Source organism: Pseudarthrobacter sp. MOO14, assembly GCF_058267675.1.
This window is the reverse complement of sequence record NZ_CM177849.1, coordinates 1031579-1055964: the sequence shown is the minus strand read 5'-3', so window position 1 is coordinate 1055964 and position 24386 is coordinate 1031579. Positions and strand designations below refer to the sequence as shown.

The window sequence follows — 24386 nt, the reverse complement described above, 5'->3', positions numbered from 1 at the left end:
GCGGCGGCGCTTACCGGTTTAGAGCAACCGGCACGCTGCCGATAGTCTTGTGCCTATGTGTGGAATCGTGGGTTACGTAGGCCGTTCGACCGACGGTGCAATTAATGGTCACAGCGCGTTGGACGTTGTCCTTGAGGGGCTCCGCCGCCTGGAGTACCGCGGTTATGACTCCGCCGGTGTGGCAGTGGTGTCCGAGGGCGCCATCGAGTCGCGGAAAAAGTCCGGAAAGCTGAGCAACCTGATCGCTGAGCTTGAGGCGCGCCCGCTGCCCGAGACGGTGACCGGGATCGGGCACACCCGCTGGGCGACGCACGGCGGTCCCACGGACCGCAACGCGCACCCGCACCTGGCGGACGGCGGCAAGCTGGCCGTGATCCACAACGGCATCATCGAGAACTTCGCTGAGCTCAAGCTCGAGCTGCTGGAAAAGGGCGTCACCTTCCTCTCCGAAACGGACACCGAGGTGGCCGCTGCACTCCTGGCCGACATTCTCCGGAACAAGCTGGGCGGGGACACCGCGAACGGCGGACTGACCCACGCCATGGAGCTGGCCTGCCAGCGCCTCGAAGGCGCCTTCACCTTGCTGGCCGTGCACGCGGACCAGCCCGACGTCGTCGTGGCCGCCCGCCGCAACTCACCGCTGGTGGTGGGCCTGGGCGACGGCGAGAACTTCCTGGGCTCGGACGTGTCCGGGTTCATCGACTACACCCGCCGGGCCGTGGAGCTGGGCCAGGACCAGATCGTGACCATCACCGCGGACTCGGTGGACATCACCGACTTCTACGGCAACCCGGCCCAGGGCAAGGAGTACCACGTTGACTGGGACCCGGCCTCGGCGGAAAAGGGCGGCTTCTCCTCCTTCATGGAGAAAGAGATCAACGACCAGCCCGACGCCGTGGCACAGACCCTGCTGGGACGCTCGGACATCAAGGGCAAACTGACGCTGGACGAGGTGCGGATCGATCCGGAGCTGCTCAAGCAGGTCAACAAGATCATTGTCCTGGCCTGCGGCACCGCCGCCTATGCGGGGATGGTGGCCAAGTACGCCATCGAGAACTGGTGCCGGATTCCCACCGAGGTGGAACTGGCACACGAGTTCCGCTACCGCGATCCCATCCTGGACGAGAACACCCTGGTGGTGTCCATCAGCCAGTCCGGCGAGACCATGGACACCCTGATGGCGGTCCGTTACGCCCGCGAACAGGGCGCCAAGACCATCTCCATCTGCAACACCAACGGCTCCACCATCCCGCGTGAATCCGACGCCGTCCTGTACACGCACGCCGGGCCGGAAATCGCCGTCGCCTCCACCAAGGCCTTCCTGGCGCAGATCACCGCCGCCTACCTCCTTGGCCTGTACCTCGCACAGCTGCGCGGCAACATCTTCTCCGGCCAAATCAAGGACGTCCTGGCGGACCTGAACAAGATCCCCGCCAAGATCCAGAAGATCCTGGACAACGCCGGACCCCTGCGCGAACTGGCCCGCAGCATGGCCAACGAGAAGTCCGTGCTTTTCCTGGGCCGCCACGTGGGTTACCCGGTGGCCCTTGAAGGTGCGCTGAAGCTCAAGGAGATCGCCTACATCCACGCCGAGGGCTTCGCCGCCGGTGAGCTCAAGCACGGCCCCATCGCCCTGATCGACGAAGGCCAGCCGGTGTTCGTCGTGGTTCCGTCCCCGCGCGGACGCGATTCGCTGCACGCCAAGGTGGTCTCCAACATCCAGGAAGTCCGTGCCCGCGGCGCCCGCACCCTGGTCATCGCCGAGGAAGGCGACGAAGCCGTCAAGGCCTACGCCGAGTATGTCTTCTACGTACCGGAGACCCCCACCCTGCTCATGCCGCTGCTGACCACCGTTCCGCTGCAGATCTTCGCCGCGGAGCTGGCCGCAGCGAAGGGGTACGACGTGGACCAGCCCCGCAACCTGGCCAAGAGCGTCACCGTCGAGTAGCGGTGACTCCCCAACGCGGGAAGCCCCGGGCCCACAAGCCCGGGGCTTCCCGCGTTAACCCACGCAATTGCGCTATCGGCGGACAACGGAAAGAACCCGCGCCAACGGCGGTGCACCCGGGCGTGCGGGGGATGGTCCCACCGTAGAATGAGCCCATGATCGTTGGCATTGGGGTAGACGTAGTAGACATCGAGCGGTTCGGCCGCCAGCTGGAGCGCACACCCGGGCTGAGGGACCGCTTGTTCGTCCCCGCGGAGCGGGAACTGAACACCCGGTCCCTGGCTGCCCGGTTCGCGGCCAAGGAAGCCGTGGCCAAGGTCCTCGGCGCGCCCGCCGGAATGAACTGGCAGGACTGCTGGATCGGCCTGGACCAGAACGGGCCCACCGTCCAGGTGAAGGGCACCGTCCTGGCGGTTGCCGAGGCCAAGGGCGTCAAACGCTGGCACCTGTCCATCAGCCACGACGGCGGCATCGCCACCGCAACGGTACTGGCCGAAGGCTGACCCGGCGGCCGCCGCATGATCACCGCCTATACCGGAACCCAGGTCCGCGCAGCCGAAGAACCCCTCCTCGCCGCCGGGCGCGGAGAGGAACTCATGCTCCGCGCCGCGCACGGCCTGGCCACCGGCGTCGTCCATGAGCTTCGTTCACGCGGTGCCCGCCTGTACGGCGCCAACGTGGTGGTGCTGGCGGGAAAGGGCAACAACGGTGGAGACGGGCTCTACGCTGCTGCCTTCCTCGCCGCCCGGGGAATGCGTACGACGGCGGTACTCACCGGGGATGCCGCCCATCCGGGTGGGCTCGGTGCATTCGAGCGGGCCGGCGGCCGGGTGAACCGCCTCACTGAAGAGGCACTTCCGGAGCTGGCGGCGGAAGCCGCGCGCGCCGACGTCGTCATAGACGCCGTTCTGGGAACCGGCGCCAAGGGCGGCCTTCGGGGACTCGCCGCAGACTTCGTCCAGGCCCTTGCGGGCGCGCGGACAGCCGGCCGCGCCCAAGGCCTGGTGGTGGCCTGCGACCTCCCCAGCGGCGTCGACGCGGACAGCGGAGAGACCGCCGGCGAGGTGCTCATGGCGGACCTGACGGTGACGTTCGGGGGAGCGAAGTCCGGGCTTATGGCCGATCCCGGAGCCGACTATGCAGGCCGCGTCCTGGTGGTACCGATCGGGATTGAAGAGCACTTTCCGCAGCCGTCCCTGCGCAGACTTGAAGGCGCCGAGATGGCAGGCCTGCTGCCGCACCCCGCCCGGCGCGCCCACAAGTACTCCCGGGGTGTGCTGGGAGTGGTGGCCGGCTCTGAGGACTATCCCGGTGCCGCCGTCCTCGCCTGCCGTGGGGCGCTGGCCGCAGGCGCGGGCATGGTCCGGTACCTGGGTCCGCCGTCAGTGGCCCACCTGGTCCGCCAATCCTGCCCCGAGGTCGTGTGCAGCACGGGGAGCGTCGCGGAAAACCGCGTGCAGGCCTGGCTGGTGGGCTCCGGCATGGGCCCAAAGGACCATGACCAACTGGCCCGCGCCGGCGATGCCGTCACGTCCGGCCTGCCGGTCGTGGCTGACGCCGGCGCCTTGCCTGCCCTTCCGGACACGCTGGCGCCGCATGTGGTGCTGACCCCGCATGCCGGGGAGCTTGCCTCACTGTTCCAGCGGCTCGGTGGCGGCGAAGACCGGGAGGCCGTGGAAGCGGGTACCCTCGACGCTGTCCGCCGCGCTGCCGACCGTACCGGTGCCACCGTCCTGCTCAAGGGCGCCACCACGCTGGTGGCTTCGCCATCCGGCCAGACCTTCAGCCAGGCGGACGGCACCCCTTGGCTGGCCACCGCCGGGAGCGGGGACGTCCTGGCCGGTGTCATCGGCGCGCTGCTCGCCCAGGCGGGGTCCGCCGTCGAACCTTTCCGCCAGCTGGGCCTGGACGACGACGACCGCTGGGCAGCCCTGGCCGCACTCGGAGCCGCGCTGCATGGGCGCGCCGGGACGGCCGCGTCGGAGTCCGTGGCGGGCGGACCCGTCACGGCGGCCCGCATCGCGGAGGGTATACCTGAAATTTGGGGTAAAGTCAGCATGCTTAGTAAATATGGAGCCTGGAAACGTAATAGTCACAGCCAACCACTACGGTAGGCATTAGTTCGCACCAGCAGCAGGGGCGTTCCGATGCCCTCTGCTGCTGACCACAAAATGAGGAGCACGATGGAAGTCTGGCCTGGAACTGCCTATCCGCTGGGAGCGACCTTTGATGGCACCGGCACCAATTTCGCCCTGTTCAGCGAGCGGGCCGAGCGGGTCGAACTCTGCCTCCTGGCTGATGACCTGACCGAGACCCGGATCGAACTGACCGAGGTGGACGGCTATGTTTGGCACTGCTACCTGCCGCACATCCAGCCCGGCCAGAAGTACGGCTACCGCGTCCATGGTCCGTACGACCCCGCCAGCGGGAACCGTTTCAACCCGAACAAACTGCTGATGGATCCTTACGCCAAGGCCATCCAGGGCCAGATCGACTGGGACCCGGCCCTGTTTTCCTACGAGTTTGGCGACCCGGACTCCCGCAACGACGCCGACTCCGCCCCGCACACCATGCACGGCGTGGTCATCAACCCGTTCTTCGAATGGGACGGCGACCGCCAGTTGCGGATTCCCTACCACCAGTCCGTGATCTACGAAGCCCACGTCAAGGGCCTGACCGAACTCCACCCGGAGATTCCCGAAGAGCAGCGCGGCACCTACGCCGGCGTGGCGCATCCGGCCGTGATTGAGCACCTGAAGAAGCTTGGCGTCACCGCCATTGAGCTCATGCCGGTCCACCAGTTCGTCAATGACGGAACCCTGGTGGAGAAGGGGCTCAACAACTACTGGGGCTACAACACCATCGGGTTCTTCGCCCCGCAGAACACCTACAGCGCCACCGGCGACGTCGGGCACCAGGTCCAGGAGTTCAAGGCCATGGTCCGCGACCTGCACCGGGCCGGCATCGAAGTGATCCTCGACGTCGTCTACAACCACACCGCCGAAGGCAACCACCTTGGCCCCACGCTGTCCTTCAAGGGCATCGACAACCAGGCCTACTACCGCCTGGTGGACAACGACCTCAAGCACTACATGGACTACACCGGCACGGGCAACTCGCTGAACGTACGCCACCCGCACTCCCTCCAGCTGCTGATGGACTCCCTTCGCTACTGGGTCACCGAGATGCACGTGGACGGCTTCCGGTTCGACCTCGCCTCCACCCTGGCCCGCGAGTTCTACGACGTGGACAAGCTCTCAACGTTCTTCGAACTCATCCAGCAGGATCCGATCGTTTCCCAGGTCAAGCTCATCGCCGAGCCGTGGGACGTTGGCCCCGGCGGCTACCAGGTGGGCAACTTCCCGCCGCAGTGGACGGAGTGGAACGGTAAGTTCCGCGACACCGTCCGCGACTTCTGGCGCGGCGAACCGGCCACCCTGGGCGAATTCGCATCCCGCCTGACCGGTTCCGCAGACCTCTACGAAAGCTCCGCCCGCCGCCCGGTGGCGTCGATCAACTTCGTCACCGCCCACGACGGCTTCACCATGCGCGACCTCGTTTCCTACAACGAGAAGCACAACGAGGCCAACGGCGAAGGCAACAACGACGGCGAATCGCACAACAGGTCCTGGAACTGCGGCGTTGAAGGCGACACTGACGACGACAAGGTCCTGACCCTGCGGGCCCGGCAGCAGCGGAACTTCATCGCCACCCTGATGCTCTCGCAGGGCGTGCCCATGCTGCTGCACGGCGACGAACTGGGCCGCACGCAGCAGGGCAACAACAACACCTACTGCCAGGACTCCGAGCTCAGCTGGATCCACTGGGAAGCCATGGACCAGCCGCTGGTGGAATTCACCGCGTTCGTCAACAAGCTCCGGCACGACCACCCCACGTTCCGGCGCAGCCGCTTCTTCGACGGCCGCCCGGTAGTCCGTGGTGAGGGCGAAAAGCTCCCGGACATCGTCTGGTTGAAGACCGACGGCACCGAGATGCGGCCCGAAGACTGGGGAAGCGGCTTCGGCCGGACCATCGGCGTGTTCTACAACGGCGACGGCATCCAGGAGCAGGATTCACGCGGCCGCCGCATCACCGACGACAGCTTCATCATGGCGTTCAACGCCCACGACGACGTCGTGGACTTCTGCCTGCCCTCGGACGAATACTCCCAGTACTGGGAAGTCCTGATCGATACGGCAGCGCAGGCCGAAGCCTACGAACCGCTCAAAGCCGGCGCAACCCTGGCGCTGGATGCCAAGTCGATGGTGGTACTGCGCGCCTACTCAGGCCCCGAGACTGAAGTGGATACCTCGGCAGCCGCGTCCCTGGCCTCCATGGCAGAACACGAGGAGGCCCAGGGGGAGATGGTGGAGGCCCAGACCAAGGCAGCGGAGGCGAGCGAGGCGCGGGCAACCGAAGCCACCGAAGCCGCCGACGCAGCTGACGAAAAGGCAACCGAAACGGGTGCCACAAAGGCAACCGACAAATGAGGACGCCGACTTCCACGTACCGGCTCCAGATCCGGAGCAGCTTCACCCTCTTCGACGCCGCAGAGAAGGTCCCGTACCTGAAGGACCTCGGCGTGGACTGGGTGTATCTGTCTCCCATCCTTACGGCGGAGGAGGGCTCGGACCACGGCTACGACGTAACCGACCCCTCTGCCGTCGACCCTGAACGCGGCGGCCCCGAAGGCCTCCTGGCCCTCTCCAAGGCGGCCCGCGAGCACGGCATGGGCGTCCTGGTGGACACTGTGCCGAACCACGTGGGCGTGGCCTCACCGCCACAGAACCCGTGGTGGTGGTCGCTGCTGAAGGAGGGCCGCGAGTCCCCTTACGCCGAAGCCTTCGACGTCGACTGGGAACTGGGCGGCGGAAAAGTCCGGCTTCCCATACTGGGATCGGACGCCGACCTGGACAAACTTGAGGTCAAAGACGGCGAACTCCGGTACTACGACCACCGGTTTCCGCTGGCCGAGGGCACGTACACCGAAGGGGACTCCCCGCAGGACGTCCACGCCCGCCAGCACTACCAATTGATGGACTGGCGCCGTGCCGATGCCGAGCTGAACTATCGGCGCTTCTTCGCGGTGACCACCCTCGCCGGGATCCGGGTCGAGGTACCTTCCGTCTTCGAACAGGCGCATGCGGAGGTAGGCCGCTGGTTCACCGAGGGCCTGGTGGACGGGCTCCGTGTGGACCATCCGGATGGCCTCGCGGATCCTGCCGGCTACCTCCGGTGGCTCAAGGACCTCAGCGGCGGCGCCTACGTCCTGGTGGAAAAGATCCTGGAACCGGGTGAAGTCCTGCCCCAGGAGTTCGCCTGCGAGGGCACCACCGGTTATGACGCGCTGGCCGACGTGGACAGGGTCTTCGTGGACCCGGCAGGCCAACAGGCCCTCGACGCCCTGGATTCCGGTCTGCGTGGTACCGCGGAACCGGCGGACTATGCAGCCATGATCCGCGGCACCAAGCGCATGATTGCCGACGGCATCCTGCGTTCGGAGGTGCTGCGGCTGGCCCGGCTGGTTCCCGGGTCGTATGGGCTCAGCGTGGACCAGGCAGCCGACGCCATCGCCGAGATCATCGCATCCTTCCCGGTGTACCGGTCCTACCTGCCGGTAGGCGCCGACGTCCTCAAGGAAGCCTGCGAATCCGCCGCAGCGCACCGGCCGGACCTGGACGTCGCGGTGGGCACCCTCCTCCCGCTGCTCCTGGACCCTGCCAACCCCATCGCCATCCGGTTCCAGCAGACCTCCGGCATGGTTATGGCCAAGGGCGTGGAGGATACCGCGTTCTACCGCTACACCCGGCTGGGCACCCTGACCGAGGTGGGAGCCGAACCCACCGAATTCGCCGTGGCCCCGGAGGAATTCCACCGGCGGATGCAGCGGCGCCAGCAGGACCTGCCGCTGTCCATGACCACCCTGTCCACCCACGACACCAAGCGCAGCGAGGACGCCAGGGCCCGGATCTCGGTCATCGCCGAACTGCCGCGGGAGTGGGCGGAAACGCTGGACACGCTGCGTGGCCTGGCGCCGATCCCCGACGGCCCGTACGAGAACCTGCTGTGGCAGGCAATCATCGGCGCCTGGCCCGCCAGCCGTGAGCGGTTGCAGGGGTATGCGGAAAAGGCCGCCCGGGAGGCGGGCAACTCCACCACGTGGACCGATCCCAACGAGGACTTCGAGTCCAAGGTGAAGGCCGCCGTGGATGCGGTGTTCGACGACGCGAAGGTTGCCAAGGTGGTCGCGGACTTCGTGGCCCGCATCGACTCCTTTTCCGCAGCCAATTCGGTGTCGGCAAAGCTGGTCCAGCTGACCATGCCGGGTGTGCCGGATGTATACCAGGGCAGCGAGTTCTGGGAACGGTCACTCACGGACCCGGACAACCGCCGGCCAGTGGACTTTGCTGTCCGGCAGGCGGAGCTGGCAAAGCTCGACGCCGGACAGTTGCCGGCCGCGGGCACGGAAGCCAGCAAGCTTCTGGTCACCTCGCGGGCGTTGCGCCTGCGGCGGGACCGGCCCGAGCTGTTCCAGGGCTACGCTCCCGTGGCCGCCACCGGGGCCGCAGCAGATCACCTGCTCGCGTTCTCCCGCGGAACCGAGGCCTCCACCGGTGTGCTGGCACTTGCTACCCGGCTCCCGGCCGGACTGGAAGCCGGCGGCGGCTGGCGGGACACCGCCGTCGACCTTTCCACCGCCATGCGCGACGAACTGACGGGCGTCGGCTACGGACCGGGCCCGGTTGCCGTGGCCGAGCTGCTGGGCACCTACCCGGTGGCCCTGCTGGTCCCCGTGGATGGAGGGAACGAATGACGCTCGTCAACGCTGGCCCCGGGCGGTTCGATGTGTGGGCGCCGGACGCTTCATCGGTGGTCCTGCAGGCCGATGGCCGTGCATACCCCATGCAGAAAATGGACACGGCTCCCGGATCCGAGGGATGGTGGACCGCACCTGACGCCCCGGCCGGCGGCGAGGTGGACTACGGCTACCTGCTGGACGGGGACTCCACTCCCGTCCCGGATCCAAGGTCGCGCCGCCTGCCCGCCGGTGTGCACAAGCTGTCCCGCACCTACGATCCTGCCTCCTTCGCGTGGCAGGACACGGGGTGGCGCGGCAAGGACCTGCACGGTTCCGTGATCTACGAACTCCACGTGGGCACCTTTACTCCCGAAGGAACCCTGGATGCCGCGGTGGACAAGCTGGGCTACTTGGTGGACCTGGGCATCGACTTCGTGGAGCTGTTGCCGGTCAACGGGTTCAACGGAACGCACAACTGGGGCTACGACGGCGTCCAGTGGTACGCGGTGCACGAGGGCTACGGCGGGCCGGCCGCGTACCAGCGGTTCGTGGATGCCGCCCATGCCGCCGGGCTAGGCGTCATCCAGGACGTGGTGTACAACCACCTGGGACCCAGCGGCAACTACCTGCCCAAGTTCGGCCCGTACCTGAAGCAGGGCGATGCCAACACGTGGGGCGACTCGGTGAACCTGGACGGGCCAGGTTCGGATGTGGTGCGCGAATACATCCTGGACAACGCGGCCCTCTGGCTGCGCGACTACCACGTGGACGGACTCCGCCTCGATGCCGTGCATGCGCTGCGGGATGAGCGCGCAGTCCACATCCTTGAGGAGTTGGGCGCTCTGGGCGACGCCGTCTCGGCTGAAACCGGGCTGCCCAAGACCCTCATTGCCGAATCGGACCTGAACAATCCGCGCCTGATCTACCCCCTGGACGCCAACGGGTACGGCCTGGCCGGCCAGTGGAGCGACGACTTCCACCACGCGGTACACGTCAATGTCAGTGGCGAGACCACCGGCTACTACTCCGACTTCGAGTCCTTGGCCGTGCTGGCCAAGGTGCTGAAGGACGGGTTCCTGCACGACGGCAGCTACTCCAGCTTCCGAGGCCGGCACCACGGGCGGCCTATCAACGGTGCCCTGGTGCACCCGGAGGCACTGGTGGTCTGCAACCAGAACCACGACCAGATCGGCAACCGGGCCACGGGGGACAGGCTCTCGCAGTCCCTGTCGTACGGACAACTGGCCGTGGCCGCGGTGCTCACCCTGACCTCGCCATTCACGCCCATGCTGTTCATGGGCGAGGAATACGGTGCCACCACGCCGTGGCAGTTCTTCACCTCCCACCCGGAACCCGAGCTTGGGAAAGCCACCGCGGAAGGGCGCATCAGGGAGTTCGAGCGCATGGGGTGGGATCCCGCCGTCGTGCCGGATCCGCAGGACCCGGAAACCTTCCGCCGGTCCACGCTGGACTGGGCCGAGGCCACCACGGGCGAGCACGCCCGGTTGCTGGAGCTGTACCGGTCGCTGACGGCGCTGCGCCGCTCCCATCCGGAGCTGGCAGGCCTTGGCTTTGACGGCACGCAGGTGGAGTTCGACGACGACGCCGGCTGGCTGCGGTTCCGCCGCGGTTCCGTTGAGGTGCTGGTGAATTTCACCGACGCGAAGGTACGCCTCGACGCTTCGGGGAACGTCCTGCTGGCCACGGATGACGGGACCGGCCTGGACGGCGGCTACCTGGCCTTGGCTCCGTGGAGCGCGGCCATCCTCGCGTCCTAGGAAGGAGAAGTTACGCCGCGGGCATCCGCGGCGTAACTTTTCTGCTGAGCGCTAACACATGATGTGCAGCGCGTCACAACTGGCAGGATGGAACCCATGACTTATTCAGCAGCGGACGACCGCTACGACTCCATGCCTTACCGCCGTGTCGGCCGCAGCGGACTCAAACTCCCTGCCATCTCCCTGGGCCTCTGGCACAACTTCGGCGACGACAAGCGCTTTGAAGAGCAACGGGACATCCTGCGCCGGGCCTTCGACCTCGGCGTGAACCACTTCGACCTCGCCAACAACTACGGGCCCCCTGACGGCTCCGCCGAAACCAACTTCGGCCGTCACCTCAAGGACGACTTCAAGCCCTACCGGGACGAACTGGTGATCTCCACCAAGGCCGGCTATTACATGTGGCCCGGCCCGTACGGCGAGTGGGGATCCCGCAAGTACCTGATCTCCAGCCTCGACCAGTCGCTGCAACGCATGGGCCTTGATTACGTGGACATCTTTTACAGCCACCGGCCCGATCCCGAGACGCCGCTGGAAGAGACCATGGGCGCCCTGGACTATGCGGTCCGGTCCGGCAAGGCACTCTATGCCGGCATCTCCTCCTACACTCCTGAGCAGACGCTTGAGGCGGCCCGGATCCTGAAGGAGATGGGAACGCCGCTGCTCATCCACCAGCCCAGCTACTCCATGCTGAACCGCTGGACCGAGGACGGATCGCCCAACCTGTACGAGGCGCTGGACCAGGTGGGCGCCGGGTCCATCGCATTCTCGCCCCTCGCCCAGGGGATGCTCACCGACCGCTACCTCCATGGCATCCCGGAAGATTCCCGTGCCGCCAAGGCCCGGTTCCTTTCCGAGGACTCCATCACTGAAGAGAAGCTGGACCGGGTCCGCGGGCTGCGGCGCATTGCGGAGGGCCGCGGACAGTCACTGGCCCAAATGGCCATCGCCTGGATCCTGCGCGACCAGCCGAAGGGCTCACCGGTCACCTCTGCCCTGGTGGGCGCCTCCAGCGTCAGCCAACTCGAGGACACACTCTCCGCCATCAACAACCTCGAGTTTTCCGCCGACGAACTCACCGCCATCGACGAGTTCGCCGTGGAGTCCGACATCAACCTCTGGAAGCAGGAGTCGTAACGTCCGCTTCAACGGACAGCGCTGACGAAGCTTTCTTACGCAGCGGGACCCGGCGCAACAGCGCCGGGTCCCGCTGCGTTGGGTAGTATGAAAAGGCGCCGTGCGGCGCCGTGCCAGCCGGCCGCCGTCGGACTTCCTGCGGAGCCATACCCGGCCGGCTGACGTTTGTTCCCAAAGGAGTTTTGTGTCTTCACATCCGATCCGTGTTGCAATCGTTGGCGTGGGCAACTGCGCCGCTTCGCTGGTGCAGGGCGTCCAGTACTACAAGGATGCCGATCCCGCGGAGACCATTCCGGGCCTGATGCACGTTGAGTTTGGCCAGTACCACGTGGGCGACGTTGAATTTGTCGCCGCGTTTGACGTCGACGGCAAGAAGGTCGGCGTTGACCTCTCCGACGCCATCCTGGCGAGCGAGAACAACACCATCAAAATCGCTGACGTTCCGCCCACGGGCGTGACGGTCCAGCGCGGCCACACCCTGGACGGGCTGGGCAAGTACTACCTCGAGACCATCGAGGAATCCACCGAAGAACCCGTGGACGTTGTCCAGGCTCTCAAGGACGCCAAGGTGGATGTCCTGGTCTGCTACCTGCCCGTGGGTTCGCAGAAGGCGGCAGAGTTCTACGCGCAGGCCGCCATTGACGCCGGCGTGGCCTTCGTCAATGCGCTGCCGGTCTTCATCGCCGGCACCAAGGCGTGGGCCGACAAGTTCACCGCCGCGGGCGTGCCGATCGTGGGCGACGACATCAAGAGCCAGATCGGTGCGACCATCACGCACCGCGTCATGGCCAAGCTGTTCGAGGACCGCGGCGTGACCCTGGACCGGACGTACCAGCTGAACGTCGGCGGGAACATGGACTTCAAGAACATGCTCGAGCGCGACCGGCTTGAGTCGAAGAAGATCTCCAAGACCCAGGCGGTGACCTCGAACGTTGAGGCGGAACTGGCTGCCAAGGACGTGCACATCGGCCCGTCGGACTACGTGCAGTGGCTCGATGACCGCAAGTGGGCGTTCGTGCGCCTGGAGGGCCGGAACTTCGGTGATGCCCCCGTCTCGCTGGAGTACAAGCTCGAGGTCTGGGACTCGCCGAACTCGGCCGGTGTGATCATCGACGCGATCCGTGCGGCGAAGATCGGCTTGGACCGTGGCATCGGCGGCCCGCTGCTGTCGGCGTCGAGCTACTTCATGAAGTCCCCGCCGGAGCAGTTCAACGACGACCTCGCCCGCGAAAAGGTCGAAGCCTTCATCCGCGGCGACCTCGAACGCTAGCACCCCTCGAACGCTCCCTCACCCGTACAGGTGGGGGAGCGTTCCTGCTTAACCACGCCCGCTCACCTTTGACGTGTTTTCCTGAAACGCCCGCTCACGTGTGACGTGTTTCCCGAAACGCCCGCTCACGTGTGACGTGTTTCGCCGGAACGCCCGCTCACGTGTGACGTGTTTCGCCGGAACGCCCGCTCACGTGTGACGTGTTTTCCTGAAACGCCCGCTCACGTGTGACGTGTTTTCCGCGATTAGCTGAGGGTGCGGTCCTCTATCCAGCGGGTTTCACTCGTTGGCGAAGCCCGAGGCGGCCACAGGATTGGCGGCGGAATTTCTTAGGGCATGCCTGATTCTGTTGAGCGCTCCCGCAAAACCGTCCTCCTGATCGGCCCTTTCGACGATGATGACGGTCCAGCCGGCTCGTTCGAAGGCCTTGTTCCTGCGCCGATCGATCTGTTGCTGCGGTTCGAAAAGGTGATGGCCGCCGTCGTACTGAATAGCAACTCTGGGCAGACGAAAGCCGAGGTCGGCCGATGGCGAGCGGGGGTCCCCCGGACGAAGTTCTATCTGCAGCTCCGGTTCAGGAAGACCGGCGTCCAGCATGGACAATCGAAGGAATGTCTCCGGCGCAGAGTCCGCCCCTACCCGCATAAGGTCCAGTGCTTGCCGGGCGCGGACAACGCCTTGAAGATTTGGATGTCGGCCGACCAAAGCCTTTAGTTCCCCAAGTGTTGAGTACGCGCCCTCTCTGCCTTCGAGGTCAGGCCGTGGTCTCCGGATGAGCTGGTCTCCCGCAGCCACCAAATCGTTCAATGGGAGTAGCCGTGCCAAATCCAGCCACGTCCGGGCACGGGTGCTGAGCCACATCCCTTCAACGCACTCAATCTCGCCAGGCTTCACAATGAGCCGATGGCCGTGGATTCCCCTCCTGCGTGCGCCGGGAAGGGCGCTGGGTTTACTGAGGTGCAGCTCGTTGGAGTCTGACAGCCAAGGCGGAAGGAGGAAACTCCGGAGTCGAGCCGCGGTGACATGGGAAATCCACGCGCCAGGCGAAGCCTCCGACAGGCTGCGGGCGGCCTCCTCCAGACAGAAATCCCAACCGGCCGGACGGTAAAGCCCACGGCTTACATGCTCAACATCTGCGCGCCGTAAGCGGCTGTAGTGCAGCCCTGCGCGCCTGGAACTTTCGAGGGTGAACGGACTGCTTGCCAAGTGGGAGGGCAGGGGCGGCTGGGATCGCATACTGCATTCTTATTCAAGCAGCCGGAGCCCGTCGGAAGTTATCCACAGGCGCTCATTCGGTTTGGTCGAAAGTGAGCGGGGGTTTTGTTGGAGAGGGGCAAGAAGTGAGCGGGGGTTCGTTGGAGGCCGGTCGAAAGTGAGCGGGGGTTCGTTGGAGAGCGGTCGAAAGTGAGCGGGGGTTTCAGGTGAGGCCCACAGGGTTGCCGTCGGCGTCCACATCCATGCGGAGCGCAGCCGGGACGGGCGGCAGGCCGGGCATAGTCATCACGGCACCCGTCAGCGCGACGATGAAGCCTGCCCCGGTTTTGGGCAGCAGGTCCCGGACGTGGATGGTGAAGCCCTTCGGGGCGCCGAGGCGGGAGGCGTCGTCCGTGAAGGAATACTGCGTTTTGGCCATGCACACGGGCAGCCCGCTCCAGCCGTTCCGTTCGATATCTGCCAAGCGCTTCAAGGCCGGCACGGAGAAGTCCACCCCGTCCGCCCCGTAGATCTCCTGGGCGATGGTCCGGATCTTGTCCTCCACAGAGAGCTCCAGCGGGTACAGGTAACGGAATTTGTTGGGTGCCTCCAGGGCCCGTGCCACCAGCGCCGCGAGCTCATCCCCGCCGTCACCGCCGCCGCCCCGGCCCCACACATCTGCCACGGCAGCCGGAACACCTTCCGCGGCGCACCACGCGAGCAGCCAGTCCAGTTCCTCCGCCGTATCCGTGGCGAACCTGTTGATGGCCACTACCGGGGTCACACCGAACTTCTCCACGTTGTGGACGTGCCGGCGCGGGTTCGCCACGCCGGCCTCAAGCGCGGCCAGGTCCGGGCGCGTCAATGCGTCCTTGGCCACGCCGCCCTGCATTTTGAGCGCCCGCACGGTGGCCACCACCACGACGGCGGACGGGGCCAGGCCGCCGTACCGGGCCTTGATGTCCATGAACTTCTCTGCCCCCAGGTCGGCACCGAAACCGGCTTCCGTCACCACCAGGTCCGCGAGCCGCCGCGCGGTTTGGGTGGCGATGAGCGAATTGCAGCCATGCGCAATATTGGCGAACGGCCCGCCGTGCACCAAAGCGGGAGTCCCCGCGATGGTCTGCACCAGGTTGGGCTTGACCGCCTCCTTCAGGAGCAGGGTCAAGGCACCCTCCACGCCCAGGTCCGCCACCGTCACCGGCGTCCGGTCGTAGGTGTAGCCGAACGTGATCCGGCCCAACCGCGTCCGCAAATCCGACAGGTCCGTTGCCAGGCAGAAGACGGCCATGATTTCGGACGCCACCGTGATGTCGAAGCCGTCCTGCCGCGGCACCCCCTGTGTTGGTCCGCCCAGCCCGATGACAACCTCGCGCAGGGACCGGTCGTTCATGTCCAGGACGCGCTTGAACGTCATCCGGCGCGGATCGATGTTCAAGGCGTTGCCCTGGTAGATGTGGTTGTCCACCAACGCCATGAGCGCGTTGTTGGCCGAGGTGATGGCATGGAAGTCGCCGGTGAAGTGCAGGTTGATCTCGTCCATGGGCAGCACCTGCGAGTAACCTCCGCCGGTAGCGCCGCCCTTCATCCCGAGCACGGGTCCCAGGGACGGCTCCCGCAGCGCGATCATCACCTTGTGGCCGGCGCGGGCGAGCGAATCGGCCAGTCCCACCGTGGTGGTGGATTTGCCTTCTCCAGCCGGGGTGGGGGACATGGCGGACACGAGCACCACCTTGCCGTATGGTGCCGGTGCCTCGAGCCTGGCCGGATCGATCTTCGCCTTGTACCGCCCGTAGAGCTCCAGGGCGTCGGCGTTGATCCCGGCCGCTGCAGCGATTTCCCCGATGGGCCGGATCCGGGCGGCCCGGGCTATCTCAAGATCAGAAGGAAGACCAGACATCGTTGTCCTTTCCTGTACCGGCCGGCGCCGGACACCTGCCCCTAAGCTAACAGCACCCGGGCCGGCTCCGAGGGAACAGCCGTCAACGGGAGTGGCCTCCGAAGCAAGGGCGGAGGGTTGTCAGGAGGCCGGCACTGCCGGGGCGAGGCGGTGCCCCGAGTAATGGTCGACGGCGGCGTGGTAGCTTTCGAGCGTGATGGCGGCCGTGCGCTGCCAGCCGGAGCTCTGGGCACGGATGGCGGCCGCCCGGCCCAGGTCCTCGCGCGTGGCGGGATCGTCGTACAGGGCTTCGAGCGCATCCGCCCAGTCCGCCGCATGGTGTCCGTCCACCAGGAGCCCGGTCCGGCCGTGGAAGATTGCGCGGGACAGGCCGCCCACCCGGGTGGCCACCACGGGCGTCCCGCAGGCTTGGGCCTCAAGGGCCACCAGTCCGAAGGACTCGCTGAAGGAAGGCATCACCACCACGTCCGCCGCGCGGAACCAGGATGCAAGCTCAGGTGCCTTCACCGGCGGAAGCTGCGTGACGACGTCGTCCATTCCCGCCTCCGCCACCAGGCAGCGGAGGTTGAATTCCTTGTTGCCGCTCAAGGCGCCCAGGATGGTGACCCGAAGGTCGATGTCCGGGCGGCGTTTGCGCAGCAGTGCCGCTGCCTTGACCAGGACCTGGGGACCCTTGAGCCGCTGGATCCGGCCGGCAAACACCAGATGGAAGGTGTTGGGGCCAACGCCGTGCTCTGCCCTGGCCCGCGCCCGGAACGCCGGGGTGAAGGTGCTCAGGTCCACGCCGGGCGGCGCGATGTCGATCCGGTCGTAGGTGGCGCCGTAGTGGGACACGAGTTCGGCGGCCTCGGAACTGGTGTTAGCGATGAGCCTGGCCGCGCCCTCCACGATGCGGTGCTCGCCCAGCTCGCGCCGGCGGGGTTCGGGTTGTTCGCCGGACTCCAGCAGCAGGTTCTTGACCTTTGCCATGGTGTGCATTGTGTGGACCAGCGGAACGTCCCAGAGCCGTGACAGCTCAAGCCCGGCGATCCCGGACACCCAGTAGTGCGAATGGATGACGTCGTACCGGCCGTGCGGCTGGCGGCGGCGGATCTGCTCGATTTCCGCCACCATGGCGTGCAGCAGCCCCGGCAGCTCCTCCTTGGGGACCTTGGTGGGCGGTCCGGCCAGGACGTTGTGGACGCAGACGCCGGGATCCGGGTGTTCGACGGCGGGCTGGTCGGGGGAGGTGGCGCGGGTGAAGATTTCGACCTCAACACCGGCTTCCGCCAGCGCCGAAGCCAGCTCACGGATGTACACGTTCATTCCGCCGGCATCGCCGGAACCGGGCTGTTCCATGGGGGAGGTGTGGAGGGAGAGCAAAGCGACCCTGCGGATCAGTGCCACGGGACCTCCTTCCGGCCGCCGGCGCGCGTGAGCGGAGCCGGTCGAGTGCACATTCGATAAAACATTACTCCTTCACCCAACGCCCGCCGCCCGCCCAGATCTTCCCCAGTGCCGGAAACGCCTGCTCGTAACCGTCCAGCAGCCTGGCGGCCAGGTCCGTCGAAGCCACGAGCGGGTGCCGGGCAAAGGCCTGCACGGCGGCGTCGCGGCTGCCCTCGGCAGCGGCCAGGACGGTGAGCCGTTCGACGTCCTTGACCTGCCGGATCAGTTCGAGCTGCGGTCCGGCGGGCGCTTGCTGGGGCAGCGGGGCGGCGCCGGCGGGGGTGACGGTGCAGGGAACTTCGACGACGGCGTCCGACGGCAGGCCGGGGATGGCCGGTTGGGGAATAGCCGAGTCTGCCGTGGCGGCCTGGGGAGCGGGACGTTCCTGGGCCGTTTCGGCTGCTTCGCCGGCGGCCGGGAGGACGTTGCGGGTGTTGAGGATCAGCTGCGTGTCCCCGCCGCCGGCGAGGGCGCGCATGGCGGCCAGGGCAACGCGTTCATAGCCGCCGCCGGCCAAATCCTCCTCGTTCCGGCGCTCCCCGGCTCCCCGGGCCTCGGCCAGGTATCCCTCTTCCCGGGACCTGCGTGCCTCTTCCCACAGCCGGTAGGCGTCCGGGCCGGCCACGGCAAGCCGCGGATAGAGCTCCTGCTGCTGGCTGTGGATGGCCTCGCCGCGGGTCTGCGCCATGGCGTTCATGGCCTGCCGGGCGGCGTCGCGCCGGTAGTAGTAGTACAGGTATTCGTTGGGGAGCGTGCCCAGGCTGGCCAGGAACCGCTGTGGGAAAAGCCTGCCTTCTTCGAACGACTGGAGGGCCGGCGCGTTGGCGAGCAGGTCCGGGAGCACGTCCCGGCCGCCGGCTTCAAGGCGGTACAGCCAGCCAAGATGGTTCAGCCCGTAGTAGCCGACGCCGCCCAATCGCCCCTCCGGCAGGGGGACGCCGGCGGCCGACGCAGCCCGCTGCACCAGGCCGGCCGCTGAATCGCAGATTCCGATGACCCGGTGCCCCAGCACGGGGAGCAGCGCCTCCGTCACCATGCCCGCGGGGTTGGTGAAATTGATCAGCCACGCGTCCGGACAGTGTTCCCGCATCAGCCGGGCCAGCTCCAGCATGGGGGGAATGGTCCGCAGGGCGTAGGAAATCCCGCCGGCTCCTGTCGTTTCCTGGCCGAGCAACCCCAGGCCCAGCGGCACCTTTTCATCGGTGATCCGGCCCGCGGTGCCGCCGGGCCGGATCGCGGCGAACACCATGGAAGTGCCTTCGAGGGCCCCGGCGGGATCCGTAGTGGCGTGCACGGCGGGCCCGGCACCCGAGCCGCCGGGCATGCTGGCCAGGACTGCGGTAACGGCTTCGAGCCGGGCAGGATCGACGTCGTAAAGCACCACCTCGGTGACCAGCCCGGTATAGCGGCCGGACGTCAGGGCCCGGTATATCAGGGGCACGCGAAAACCCCCGCCGCCCGCAATCATAAGCCGCATACCATGCAGTCTAGGACCCGTGCCGGCCAGCTTGTCCACAGCGTTCCTGCGCCCCTACCGCCGCATGGCGCCACGGCGTATTGTGCCGAACATGGACGCGATTCCCGCACGCCCGTTCGATCCCTTGGCCGCCGTCCGTTCACCCGTCGAGCCGGGATTCGATCTGTTGCTGGCCGGGACCGTTTTCCAGGACATCATCTTCACCGGACTGCCGCACGGGCCGGAGCCCGGGACGGAAGTCTGGAGCGACGGCATGGGCAGCTGTCCGGGCGGGGTGGCAAACCAGGCCATCGCCGCCGCAAGGCTGGGCCTGCGGACCGGACTGGCGGCAGCCTTCGGCGATGACGGGTACGGCGACTTCAACTGGAAGATCCTGTCCAGCCAGGAACACGTGGACCTCAGCCTCTCCCGCCGCGTCCCGGGCTGGCATTCCCCGGTGACGGTATCCCTGTGCGTGGACCAGGACCGCTCAATGGTCACCCACGGGCATTCGGCACCGGTGACCAACTCCGAGCTGATCGGGGACCCGCCCCGGGCACTGGCTGGCATCGCGGAACTGGGTGTGGAAGTGGAACCGTGGGCGAAAGCGGCCCACGCGGCGGGAGTTCGGCTCTTCGGCGACGTCGGCTGGGATCCCAGCGGGGAGTGGGCGCCGGTGCGGCTCGAGAACCTGCAGCACTTTTACGCCTTCCTGCCCAACCAGCGCGAGGCCATGGCGCTCACCGGCAAGGACAACCCTTGGAGCGCCCTTTACGCGCTGGCGGACCGGGTTCCGGTGGCTGTGGTGACGCTCGGGGCCCAGGGCGCCATGGCGGTTGATTCCCAAACCGGGGAGGAGGAATGGGTGCCGTCCCTTCCGGTCAAGGCGCATGACCCCACCGGCGCCGGCGACTGCTTCGACGCCGCGTTCATCGTGGGTACCTTGGCCGGGTGGCCGCTCGGGGACCGGCTGCGGTTCGCCAACCTGTGCGCATCGCTGGCGGTGCAGGAGGTGGGCGGATCGCTGGCAGCCCCGGGCTGGGGCGACATCGCCGACTGGTGGAAACGCGCCAACGCCCGCCCCGAACGGCAGACGAGCCAGTGGTTGCGGCGCTTCGGTTTCCTCGCGGACATCGTCCAGGACGTACCGCTCGCTGCCCAGCGCCGGGCGGCCGCCACCATCGCCCACCTGTCGGACGCCTGAGGCCAGGCCGTCGCCGATTATTCGGCGCGAAGTGCCCGCACTAGAATCACTTAGGTGACTTACCCCGCAACAACCGGTGATTTCAGTGCTGCCTCCGGGCCGGACCCCCGCCACGAACGGTCCGCGGTGATCGACCTGGATGCCATCCGGCACAATGTCCGCCGGCTGGCCGACGCCGCGTCCCCCGCGAAGGTCATGGCCGTGGTCAAGGCCGATGCCTACGGGCACGGCGCCGTTCCCGTGGCCCGTGCGGCCCTGCAGTCGGGTGCGGCCTGGCTGGGGGTGGCCCACATTTCCGAGGCCCTTGCGCTGCGCGCCGCCGGTATCGACGCACCACTGCTGGCCTGGCTGCACACCACCGACAGCAACTTTGGCGCCGCCGTTGCCGCCGGCGTCGACATTGGCTGCTCGGGGTGGGAACTGGAACGGATCGTTGCCGCGGCCCGCGAACAGGAGCGTCCGGCCCGCGTGCACCTCAAGGTGGACACGGGACTGGGGCGCAACGGTGCCACCCCCGAAGCCTGGGACCGCCTGGTGGGCGAAGCCGTGGAATACCAGGACCAGGGACTGCTGCGCGTGGTGGGAATCTTCTCCCACCTGGCCGTGGCCGATGAACCGGACCGCCCTGAAACTGATGACCAGTTGGCGGCGTTCAGGGAAGCCCTCGCCATTGCCGAGGACGCGGGCGTGGACCCGGAAGTGCGGCACCTGGCCAACACCCCCGCCACCTTGTCCCGGCCGGATACCCACTTCGACCTGGTGCGGGTTGGCCTGGGCATTTATGGGCTCTCGCCGTTCGAAGGCCAGACGTCCGCGGAACTTGGCCTGCGCCCTGCCATGACGCTGCGCACACTGGTGTCCCAGTGCAAAGGGGTTCCGGCCGGGCAGGGCGTTTCCTACGGCCTGCACTACCGGACCAGGGAGGCCAGCACACTGGCACTGATTCCGCTGGGCTATGCCGACGGTGTCCCGCGCGTGGCCACCGGCGGCCCCGTCCGCGTGGCCGGGAAGACCTACCCGGTGGTAGGGCGGATCGCGATGGACCAGATGGTCATCGACCTTGGGCCGGAGGCCCGGGATTCCGGCCTGCTCGGTGCCGAAGCGGTGCTGTTCGGGACCGGTGCCGACGGCGGTCCCACGGCTGACGACTGGGCACAGGCGGCAGGAACCATCAATTACGAGGTGGTCACCCGCATCAGCCCGCGGGTTCCGCGCCGCTTCATCAACGAGGACCAGCCGGCCGGCAGCAGCCCCGGCCTGGCGGGAGTACCCGGTAAAGCGGGAGCGGCATGAGCGGGACAGGACGGCCGGCCGCCAACTGGGAAGTGACGCTGGCTGCGACGACGGCGGAGCAGACGCAGGCGCTCGGCCGGCATATTGCGGAGGTGCTCCAGGCAGGAGACCTGCTGGTCCTCTCCGGTGAACTTGGCGCCGGAAAGACAACCTTTACCCAAGGCCTGGGGGAGGGGCTGGGTGTCCGCGCTGGCATCATCTCGCCCACCTTTGTCCTGGTCCGCATCCACCCGAACCTGCCGGACGGTCCGCGGCCAGGCGGCCCGGACCTGGTGCACGTGGATGCCTACCGCCTGGGATCTGCGGCGGAGATCGATGACATCGACCTCGAGAACACGATGGACTCTTCGGTGACCGTGGTGGAGTGGGGCCTTGACCGGGTGGAGCACCTGAGCGAGAGCCGCCTGGAGATCGACCTGCACCGTGCCATCGGTCTTGGCACCGCCGCGGAAGCCGCAGGTGACCTCGGTGACGCCGGCACCACGGGCGGCCCGTCCGCAACCCTCGACTTTGACGACGACACCGACGAACCGCGCACCATCGTGGTGCGCGGCTACGGGCCCCGCTGGGCGACGGCACCGGCGCTGGGCGGTTTTGAAGGAGGACTCCCATGCTGATCCTCGCCATTGACACCTCGGCGGTGGCCAGCGCCGCCCTGGTGTCCGACGACGCCCCTGAAAGCGTGGTCGCGAGCTTCGCGACGGCGGACACCCGCAGCCACGCCGAGGTGCTCGCGCCCGGCATCCACGCCATGCTGTCCGAGGCCGGGGTCAACGGCGCTGACCTCGACGCCCTGGTAGTGGGCGTCGGCCCCGGACCGTTCACGGGGCTGCGTTCGGGCATTGCCACGGCCCGCACACTGTCGTTCGTCTGGGGCAAACCCCTGCATGGGCTGATGAGCCTCGACGCCGTGGCCTTGGAAGTGGCCGAATCCACCGCTGCCGCCCCGGAATTCCTGGTGGTCACCGATGCCCGGCGCAAGGAGGTCTACTGGGCCCGCTACAGCTTGGCCGACGGCCAGTTGCCGCTGCTCCAGGACGGTCCGCACGTCAGTGTCGCCGCGGGCCTTCCCGAACTGCCCGCGTTCGGTGCCGGTGCCGGGCTCTACGGCGACGTCCTGGATGCCCACCCGGAATTCGCGGCCGAGCAGCCGGACGCGCTCTACCTTGGCCAGTTCGCCCTCGCCAGGCTGGCCTCCGGAGAAGCCCTGTTGGACTCCACCCCCCTGTACCTCCGCGAATCCGACGCCCAGGTCCCCGGACCACGGAAGAGGGCACTGTGAACACCATGCAGGATCCGCGGTCGGCGGGAATCACGGTCCGCGACATGACCTTGGACGATGTCCCCGCCGTCGGACTACTCGAACACCGGCTGTTCCCGATCGATGCCTGGCCAGTGCAGATGTTCCTGGATGAGCTGTCCCAGCCGGAAACACGCCGCTACCTGGTGGCGGAGGGCAGTGACGGCATCGTGGGCTACGCCGGCCTGATGTGCATCGAGCCGATCGCAGACGTGCAGACCATCGCCGTCGTCCCGGAGTACGAAGGGCGCGGCATCGGCAGCGACCTGCTCACCCGTCTCATCGGAGAGGCCCGACGGCGGGGCGCCGCCGACGTCCTGCTCGAAGTCCGGGCGGACAATCCGCGGGCCCAGCAGCTGTACCTGCGGTTCGGTTTCGAGCAGATCCATATCCGTCCCCGCTACTACCGCGACGGCGTGGACGCCCTGATCATGCGGCTCCCCTTGGCCGCTCAAACCGCCGGTGACGACGCAACGGAAGCAGGCAGGCAATGAACCGGACGCAGCCCCTGGTCCTGGGGATCGAATCTTCCTGCGATGAGACAGGCGTGGGGGTTGTCCGCGGCACCACCCTTCTGGCCAACACCGTTTCCTCCTCCATGGACGAGCATGTCCGGTTCGGCGGGGTTATCCCGGAGATTGCCTCCCGTGCACACCTGGACGCCTTCGTTCCCACCCTGGAGCAGGCGTTGGCGGACGCGGACGTGCGCCTTGCCGACGTGGACGCCATCGCGGTGACATCAGGCCCCGGACTCGCGGGCGCACTCATGGTGGGAGTCTGCGCCGCCAAGGCGCTCGCCGTCGCCACCGGGAAGCCGCTGTACGCGATCAACCACCTGGTGGCCCACGTTGGTGTCGGCCTCCTGGATGACCGGGCAACCGGCAGGACGCAGGACCTGCCGGCCAACCTGGGCGCCTTGCTGGTGTCCGGCGGCCACACGGAGATCCTGCGCATCAACAGCATCACCAGCGATGTGGAGCTCCTGGGCGCCACCATCGACGACGCCGCCGGTGAGGCGTACGACAAGGTGGCCCGCATCCTGGGCCTGGGCTACCCCGGTGGGCCGGCCATCGACAAGGTGGCCCGCAACGGCAATCCCAAAGCCATCCGCTTCCCCCGCGGACTGAGCCAGCCCAAGTACATGGGCACGGCGGACCAGCCGGGGCCGCACCGGTATGACTGGTCCTTCAGCGGCCTCAAAACCGCCGTGGCCCGCTGCGTGGAGCAGTTCGAGGCCCGCGGGGAGGAGATCCCGGTGGCTGACATCGCTGCCGCCTTCCAGGAAGCGGTGGTGGACGTGATTTCGTCCAAGGCGGTGCTGGCCTGCCGCGAGCACGGAATCAAGGACGTCCTGCTGGGCGGCGGGGTGGCGGCCAATTCACGCCTGCGGGAACTGACCGGGCAACGCTGCGCGTCGGCCGGGATCCGGCTGCACGTTCCCCCGCTGGATCTCTGCACCGACAACGGCGCCATGGTGGCGGCCCTCGGTGCGCAACTGGTGATGGCCGGCGTGGATCCCAGCGGAATCGGCTTCGCCCCGGACTCGTCGCTGCCGGTCACCTCGGTGTCGCTGCCGGCCTGACGGCAGGGGGCCCGGCGAAAGCGAACCGCCGCCGGCCGCTTTGGCGGCCCCGCCGTCGTACATCACGACGGCGGCCGGCGTGTCCGTGCCGAAGTTC

The 24386-nt window shown here is 67.4% G+C and carries 18 protein-coding genes; 14 read left to right on the top strand and 4 right to left on the bottom strand.

Annotated features, from left to right (window positions below; all coding sequences use genetic code 11):
- Window positions 1-55 precede the first annotated feature (55 nt).
- The 8 genes from glmS (at window position 56) to AC4EEV_RS04775 (ending at window position 12932) form a co-directional block, all read left to right on the top strand.
- Window positions 56-1948, top strand: a complete 1893-nt coding sequence (gene glmS / locus AC4EEV_RS04810; protein WP_491330255.1) for a glutamine--fructose-6-phosphate transaminase (isomerizing) — start codon at window positions 56-58, stop codon at window positions 1946-1948.
- Window positions 1949-2103: 155 nt separating this feature from the next.
- A complete protein-coding gene (locus tag AC4EEV_RS04805; RefSeq protein ID WP_018760400.1) occupies window positions 2104-2451 on the top strand; it encodes a holo-ACP synthase in 348 nt (115 codons plus the stop codon).
- A gap of 15 nt (window positions 2452-2466) precedes the next feature.
- Window positions 2467-4062 (top strand): NAD(P)H-hydrate dehydratase, encoded by a 1596-nt coding sequence (locus AC4EEV_RS04800; protein ID WP_491330254.1) that lies wholly within the window; start codon window positions 2467-2469, stop codon window positions 4060-4062.
- 69 nt (window positions 4063-4131) lie between these two features.
- On the top strand, window positions 4132-6438 hold the full coding sequence (gene glgX, locus AC4EEV_RS04795; protein WP_491330253.1) for a glycogen debranching protein GlgX: 2307 nt from the start codon (window positions 4132-4134) through the stop codon (window positions 6436-6438).
- Entirely contained in the window at window positions 6435-8762 is a 2328-nt protein-coding gene (gene treY, locus AC4EEV_RS04790; RefSeq protein WP_491330252.1) for a malto-oligosyltrehalose synthase, read from the top strand. Before glgX ends, treY begins: the two co-directional genes overlap by 4 nt.
- Window positions 8759-10525: a malto-oligosyltrehalose trehalohydrolase gene (treZ, locus tag AC4EEV_RS04785; RefSeq protein ID WP_491330251.1), complete on the top strand. Its 1767-nt coding sequence runs from the start codon at window positions 8759-8761 to the stop codon at window positions 10523-10525. The genes treY and treZ overlap by 4 nt, the downstream gene beginning before the upstream one ends.
- A gap of 96 nt (window positions 10526-10621) precedes the next feature.
- Window positions 10622-11662 (top strand): L-glyceraldehyde 3-phosphate reductase, encoded by a 1041-nt coding sequence (gene mgrA, locus AC4EEV_RS04780; protein WP_109044391.1) that lies wholly within the window; start codon window positions 10622-10624, stop codon window positions 11660-11662.
- 184 nt (window positions 11663-11846) lie between these two features.
- Window positions 11847-12932: an inositol-3-phosphate synthase gene (locus AC4EEV_RS04775; protein WP_018760394.1), complete on the top strand. Its 1086-nt coding sequence runs from the start codon at window positions 11847-11849 to the stop codon at window positions 12930-12932.
- A gap of 279 nt (window positions 12933-13211) precedes the next feature.
- Here AC4EEV_RS04775 and AC4EEV_RS04770 read toward each other — a convergent pair whose 3' ends face one another.
- The 4 genes from AC4EEV_RS04770 to AC4EEV_RS04755 all read right to left on the bottom strand — a co-directional run bounded on the left by AC4EEV_RS04770 (window position 13212) and on the right by AC4EEV_RS04755 (window position 18931).
- Window positions 13212-13535 (bottom strand): hypothetical protein, encoded by a 324-nt coding sequence (locus AC4EEV_RS04770; protein ID WP_491330250.1) that lies wholly within the window; start codon window positions 13533-13535, stop codon window positions 13212-13214.
- A gap of 814 nt (window positions 13536-14349) precedes the next feature.
- Window positions 14350-16026 carry a formate--tetrahydrofolate ligase gene (locus tag AC4EEV_RS04765; RefSeq protein WP_491330249.1) on the bottom strand — a complete coding sequence of 559 codons (1677 nt, stop codon included), beginning with the start codon at window positions 16024-16026 and terminating at the stop codon, window positions 14350-14352.
- A gap of 120 nt (window positions 16027-16146) precedes the next feature.
- The gene (gene mshA, locus AC4EEV_RS04760) at window positions 16147-17412 is read right to left on the bottom strand and encodes a D-inositol-3-phosphate glycosyltransferase (protein ID WP_018760391.1); all 1266 of its coding nucleotides are present in this window, start codon (window positions 17410-17412) and stop codon (window positions 16147-16149) included.
- A gap of 64 nt (window positions 17413-17476) precedes the next feature.
- A complete protein-coding gene (locus AC4EEV_RS04755) occupies window positions 17477-18931 on the bottom strand; it encodes a 6-phospho-beta-glucosidase (RefSeq protein ID WP_491330248.1) in 1455 nt (484 codons plus the stop codon).
- 91 nt (window positions 18932-19022) lie between these two features.
- Here AC4EEV_RS04755 and AC4EEV_RS04750 point away from each other — a divergent pair, with 91 nt between their 5' ends.
- The 6 genes from AC4EEV_RS04750 to tsaD are packed head-to-tail and all read left to right on the top strand — an operon-like array spanning window position 19023 to window position 24289.
- Complete coding sequence (locus tag AC4EEV_RS04750; RefSeq protein ID WP_026264285.1) at window positions 19023-20114, top strand: carbohydrate kinase family protein; 1092 nt, start codon at window positions 19023-19025, stop codon at window positions 20112-20114.
- A 54-nt stretch (window positions 20115-20168) separates the two neighbouring features.
- The gene (gene alr, locus AC4EEV_RS04745) at window positions 20169-21407 is read left to right on the top strand and encodes an alanine racemase (RefSeq protein WP_109044396.1); all 1239 of its coding nucleotides are present in this window, start codon (window positions 20169-20171) and stop codon (window positions 21405-21407) included.
- A complete protein-coding gene (gene tsaE, locus AC4EEV_RS04740; RefSeq protein WP_109044397.1) occupies window positions 21404-22024 on the top strand; it encodes a tRNA (adenosine(37)-N6)-threonylcarbamoyltransferase complex ATPase subunit type 1 TsaE in 621 nt (206 codons plus the stop codon). The genes alr and tsaE overlap by 4 nt, the downstream gene beginning before the upstream one ends.
- On the top strand, window positions 22018-22689 hold the full coding sequence (gene tsaB, locus AC4EEV_RS04735) for a tRNA (adenosine(37)-N6)-threonylcarbamoyltransferase complex dimerization subunit type 1 TsaB (RefSeq protein WP_491330247.1): 672 nt from the start codon (window positions 22018-22020) through the stop codon (window positions 22687-22689). The genes tsaE and tsaB overlap by 7 nt, the downstream gene beginning before the upstream one ends.
- Window positions 22690-22694: 5 nt before the next feature.
- The gene (gene rimI, locus AC4EEV_RS04730; protein ID WP_043423681.1) at window positions 22695-23201 is read left to right on the top strand and encodes a ribosomal protein S18-alanine N-acetyltransferase; all 507 of its coding nucleotides are present in this window, start codon (window positions 22695-22697) and stop codon (window positions 23199-23201) included.
- A complete protein-coding gene (tsaD, locus tag AC4EEV_RS04725; protein WP_491330246.1) occupies window positions 23198-24289 on the top strand; it encodes a tRNA (adenosine(37)-N6)-threonylcarbamoyltransferase complex transferase subunit TsaD in 1092 nt (363 codons plus the stop codon). Before rimI ends, tsaD begins: the two co-directional genes overlap by 4 nt.
- The last annotated feature ends 97 nt before the right edge of the window (window positions 24290-24386 follow it).

What these genes read in the sequence shown, in the direction of transcription:
- glgX (WP_491330253.1), top strand. Translation starts at nt 4,132, where the DNA reads ATGGAAGTCTGGCCTGGAACTGCCTATCCGCTGGGAGCGACCTTTGAT.
- glmS (WP_491330255.1), top strand. Translation starts at nt 56, where the DNA reads ATGTGTGGAATCGTGGGTTACGTAGGCCGTTCGACCGACGGTGCAATT.
- tsaE (WP_109044397.1), top strand. Translation starts at nt 21,404, where the DNA reads ATGAGCGGGACAGGACGGCCGGCCGCCAACTGGGAAGTGACGCTGGCT.
- AC4EEV_RS04755 (WP_491330248.1), bottom strand. Translation starts at nt 18,931, where the DNA reads ATGCGGCTTATGATTGCGGGCGGCGGGGGTTTTCGCGTGCCCCTGATA.
- AC4EEV_RS04805 (WP_018760400.1), top strand. Translation starts at nt 2,104, where the DNA reads ATGATCGTTGGCATTGGGGTAGACGTAGTAGACATCGAGCGGTTCGGC.
- treY (WP_491330252.1), top strand. Translation starts at nt 6,435, where the DNA reads ATGAGGACGCCGACTTCCACGTACCGGCTCCAGATCCGGAGCAGCTTC.
- rimI (WP_043423681.1), top strand. Translation starts at nt 22,695, where the DNA reads ATGCAGGATCCGCGGTCGGCGGGAATCACGGTCCGCGACATGACCTTG.
- treZ (WP_491330251.1), top strand. Translation starts at nt 8,759, where the DNA reads ATGACGCTCGTCAACGCTGGCCCCGGGCGGTTCGATGTGTGGGCGCCG.
- AC4EEV_RS04750 (WP_026264285.1), top strand. Translation starts at nt 19,023, where the DNA reads ATGGACGCGATTCCCGCACGCCCGTTCGATCCCTTGGCCGCCGTCCGT.
- tsaD (WP_491330246.1), top strand. Translation starts at nt 23,198, where the DNA reads ATGAACCGGACGCAGCCCCTGGTCCTGGGGATCGAATCTTCCTGCGAT.
- tsaB (WP_491330247.1), top strand. Translation starts at nt 22,018, where the DNA reads ATGCTGATCCTCGCCATTGACACCTCGGCGGTGGCCAGCGCCGCCCTG.
- AC4EEV_RS04765 (WP_491330249.1), bottom strand. Translation starts at nt 16,026, where the DNA reads ATGTCTGGTCTTCCTTCTGATCTTGAGATAGCCCGGGCCGCCCGGATC.
- mgrA (WP_109044391.1), top strand. Translation starts at nt 10,622, where the DNA reads ATGACTTATTCAGCAGCGGACGACCGCTACGACTCCATGCCTTACCGC.
- AC4EEV_RS04800 (WP_491330254.1), top strand. Translation starts at nt 2,467, where the DNA reads ATGATCACCGCCTATACCGGAACCCAGGTCCGCGCAGCCGAAGAACCC.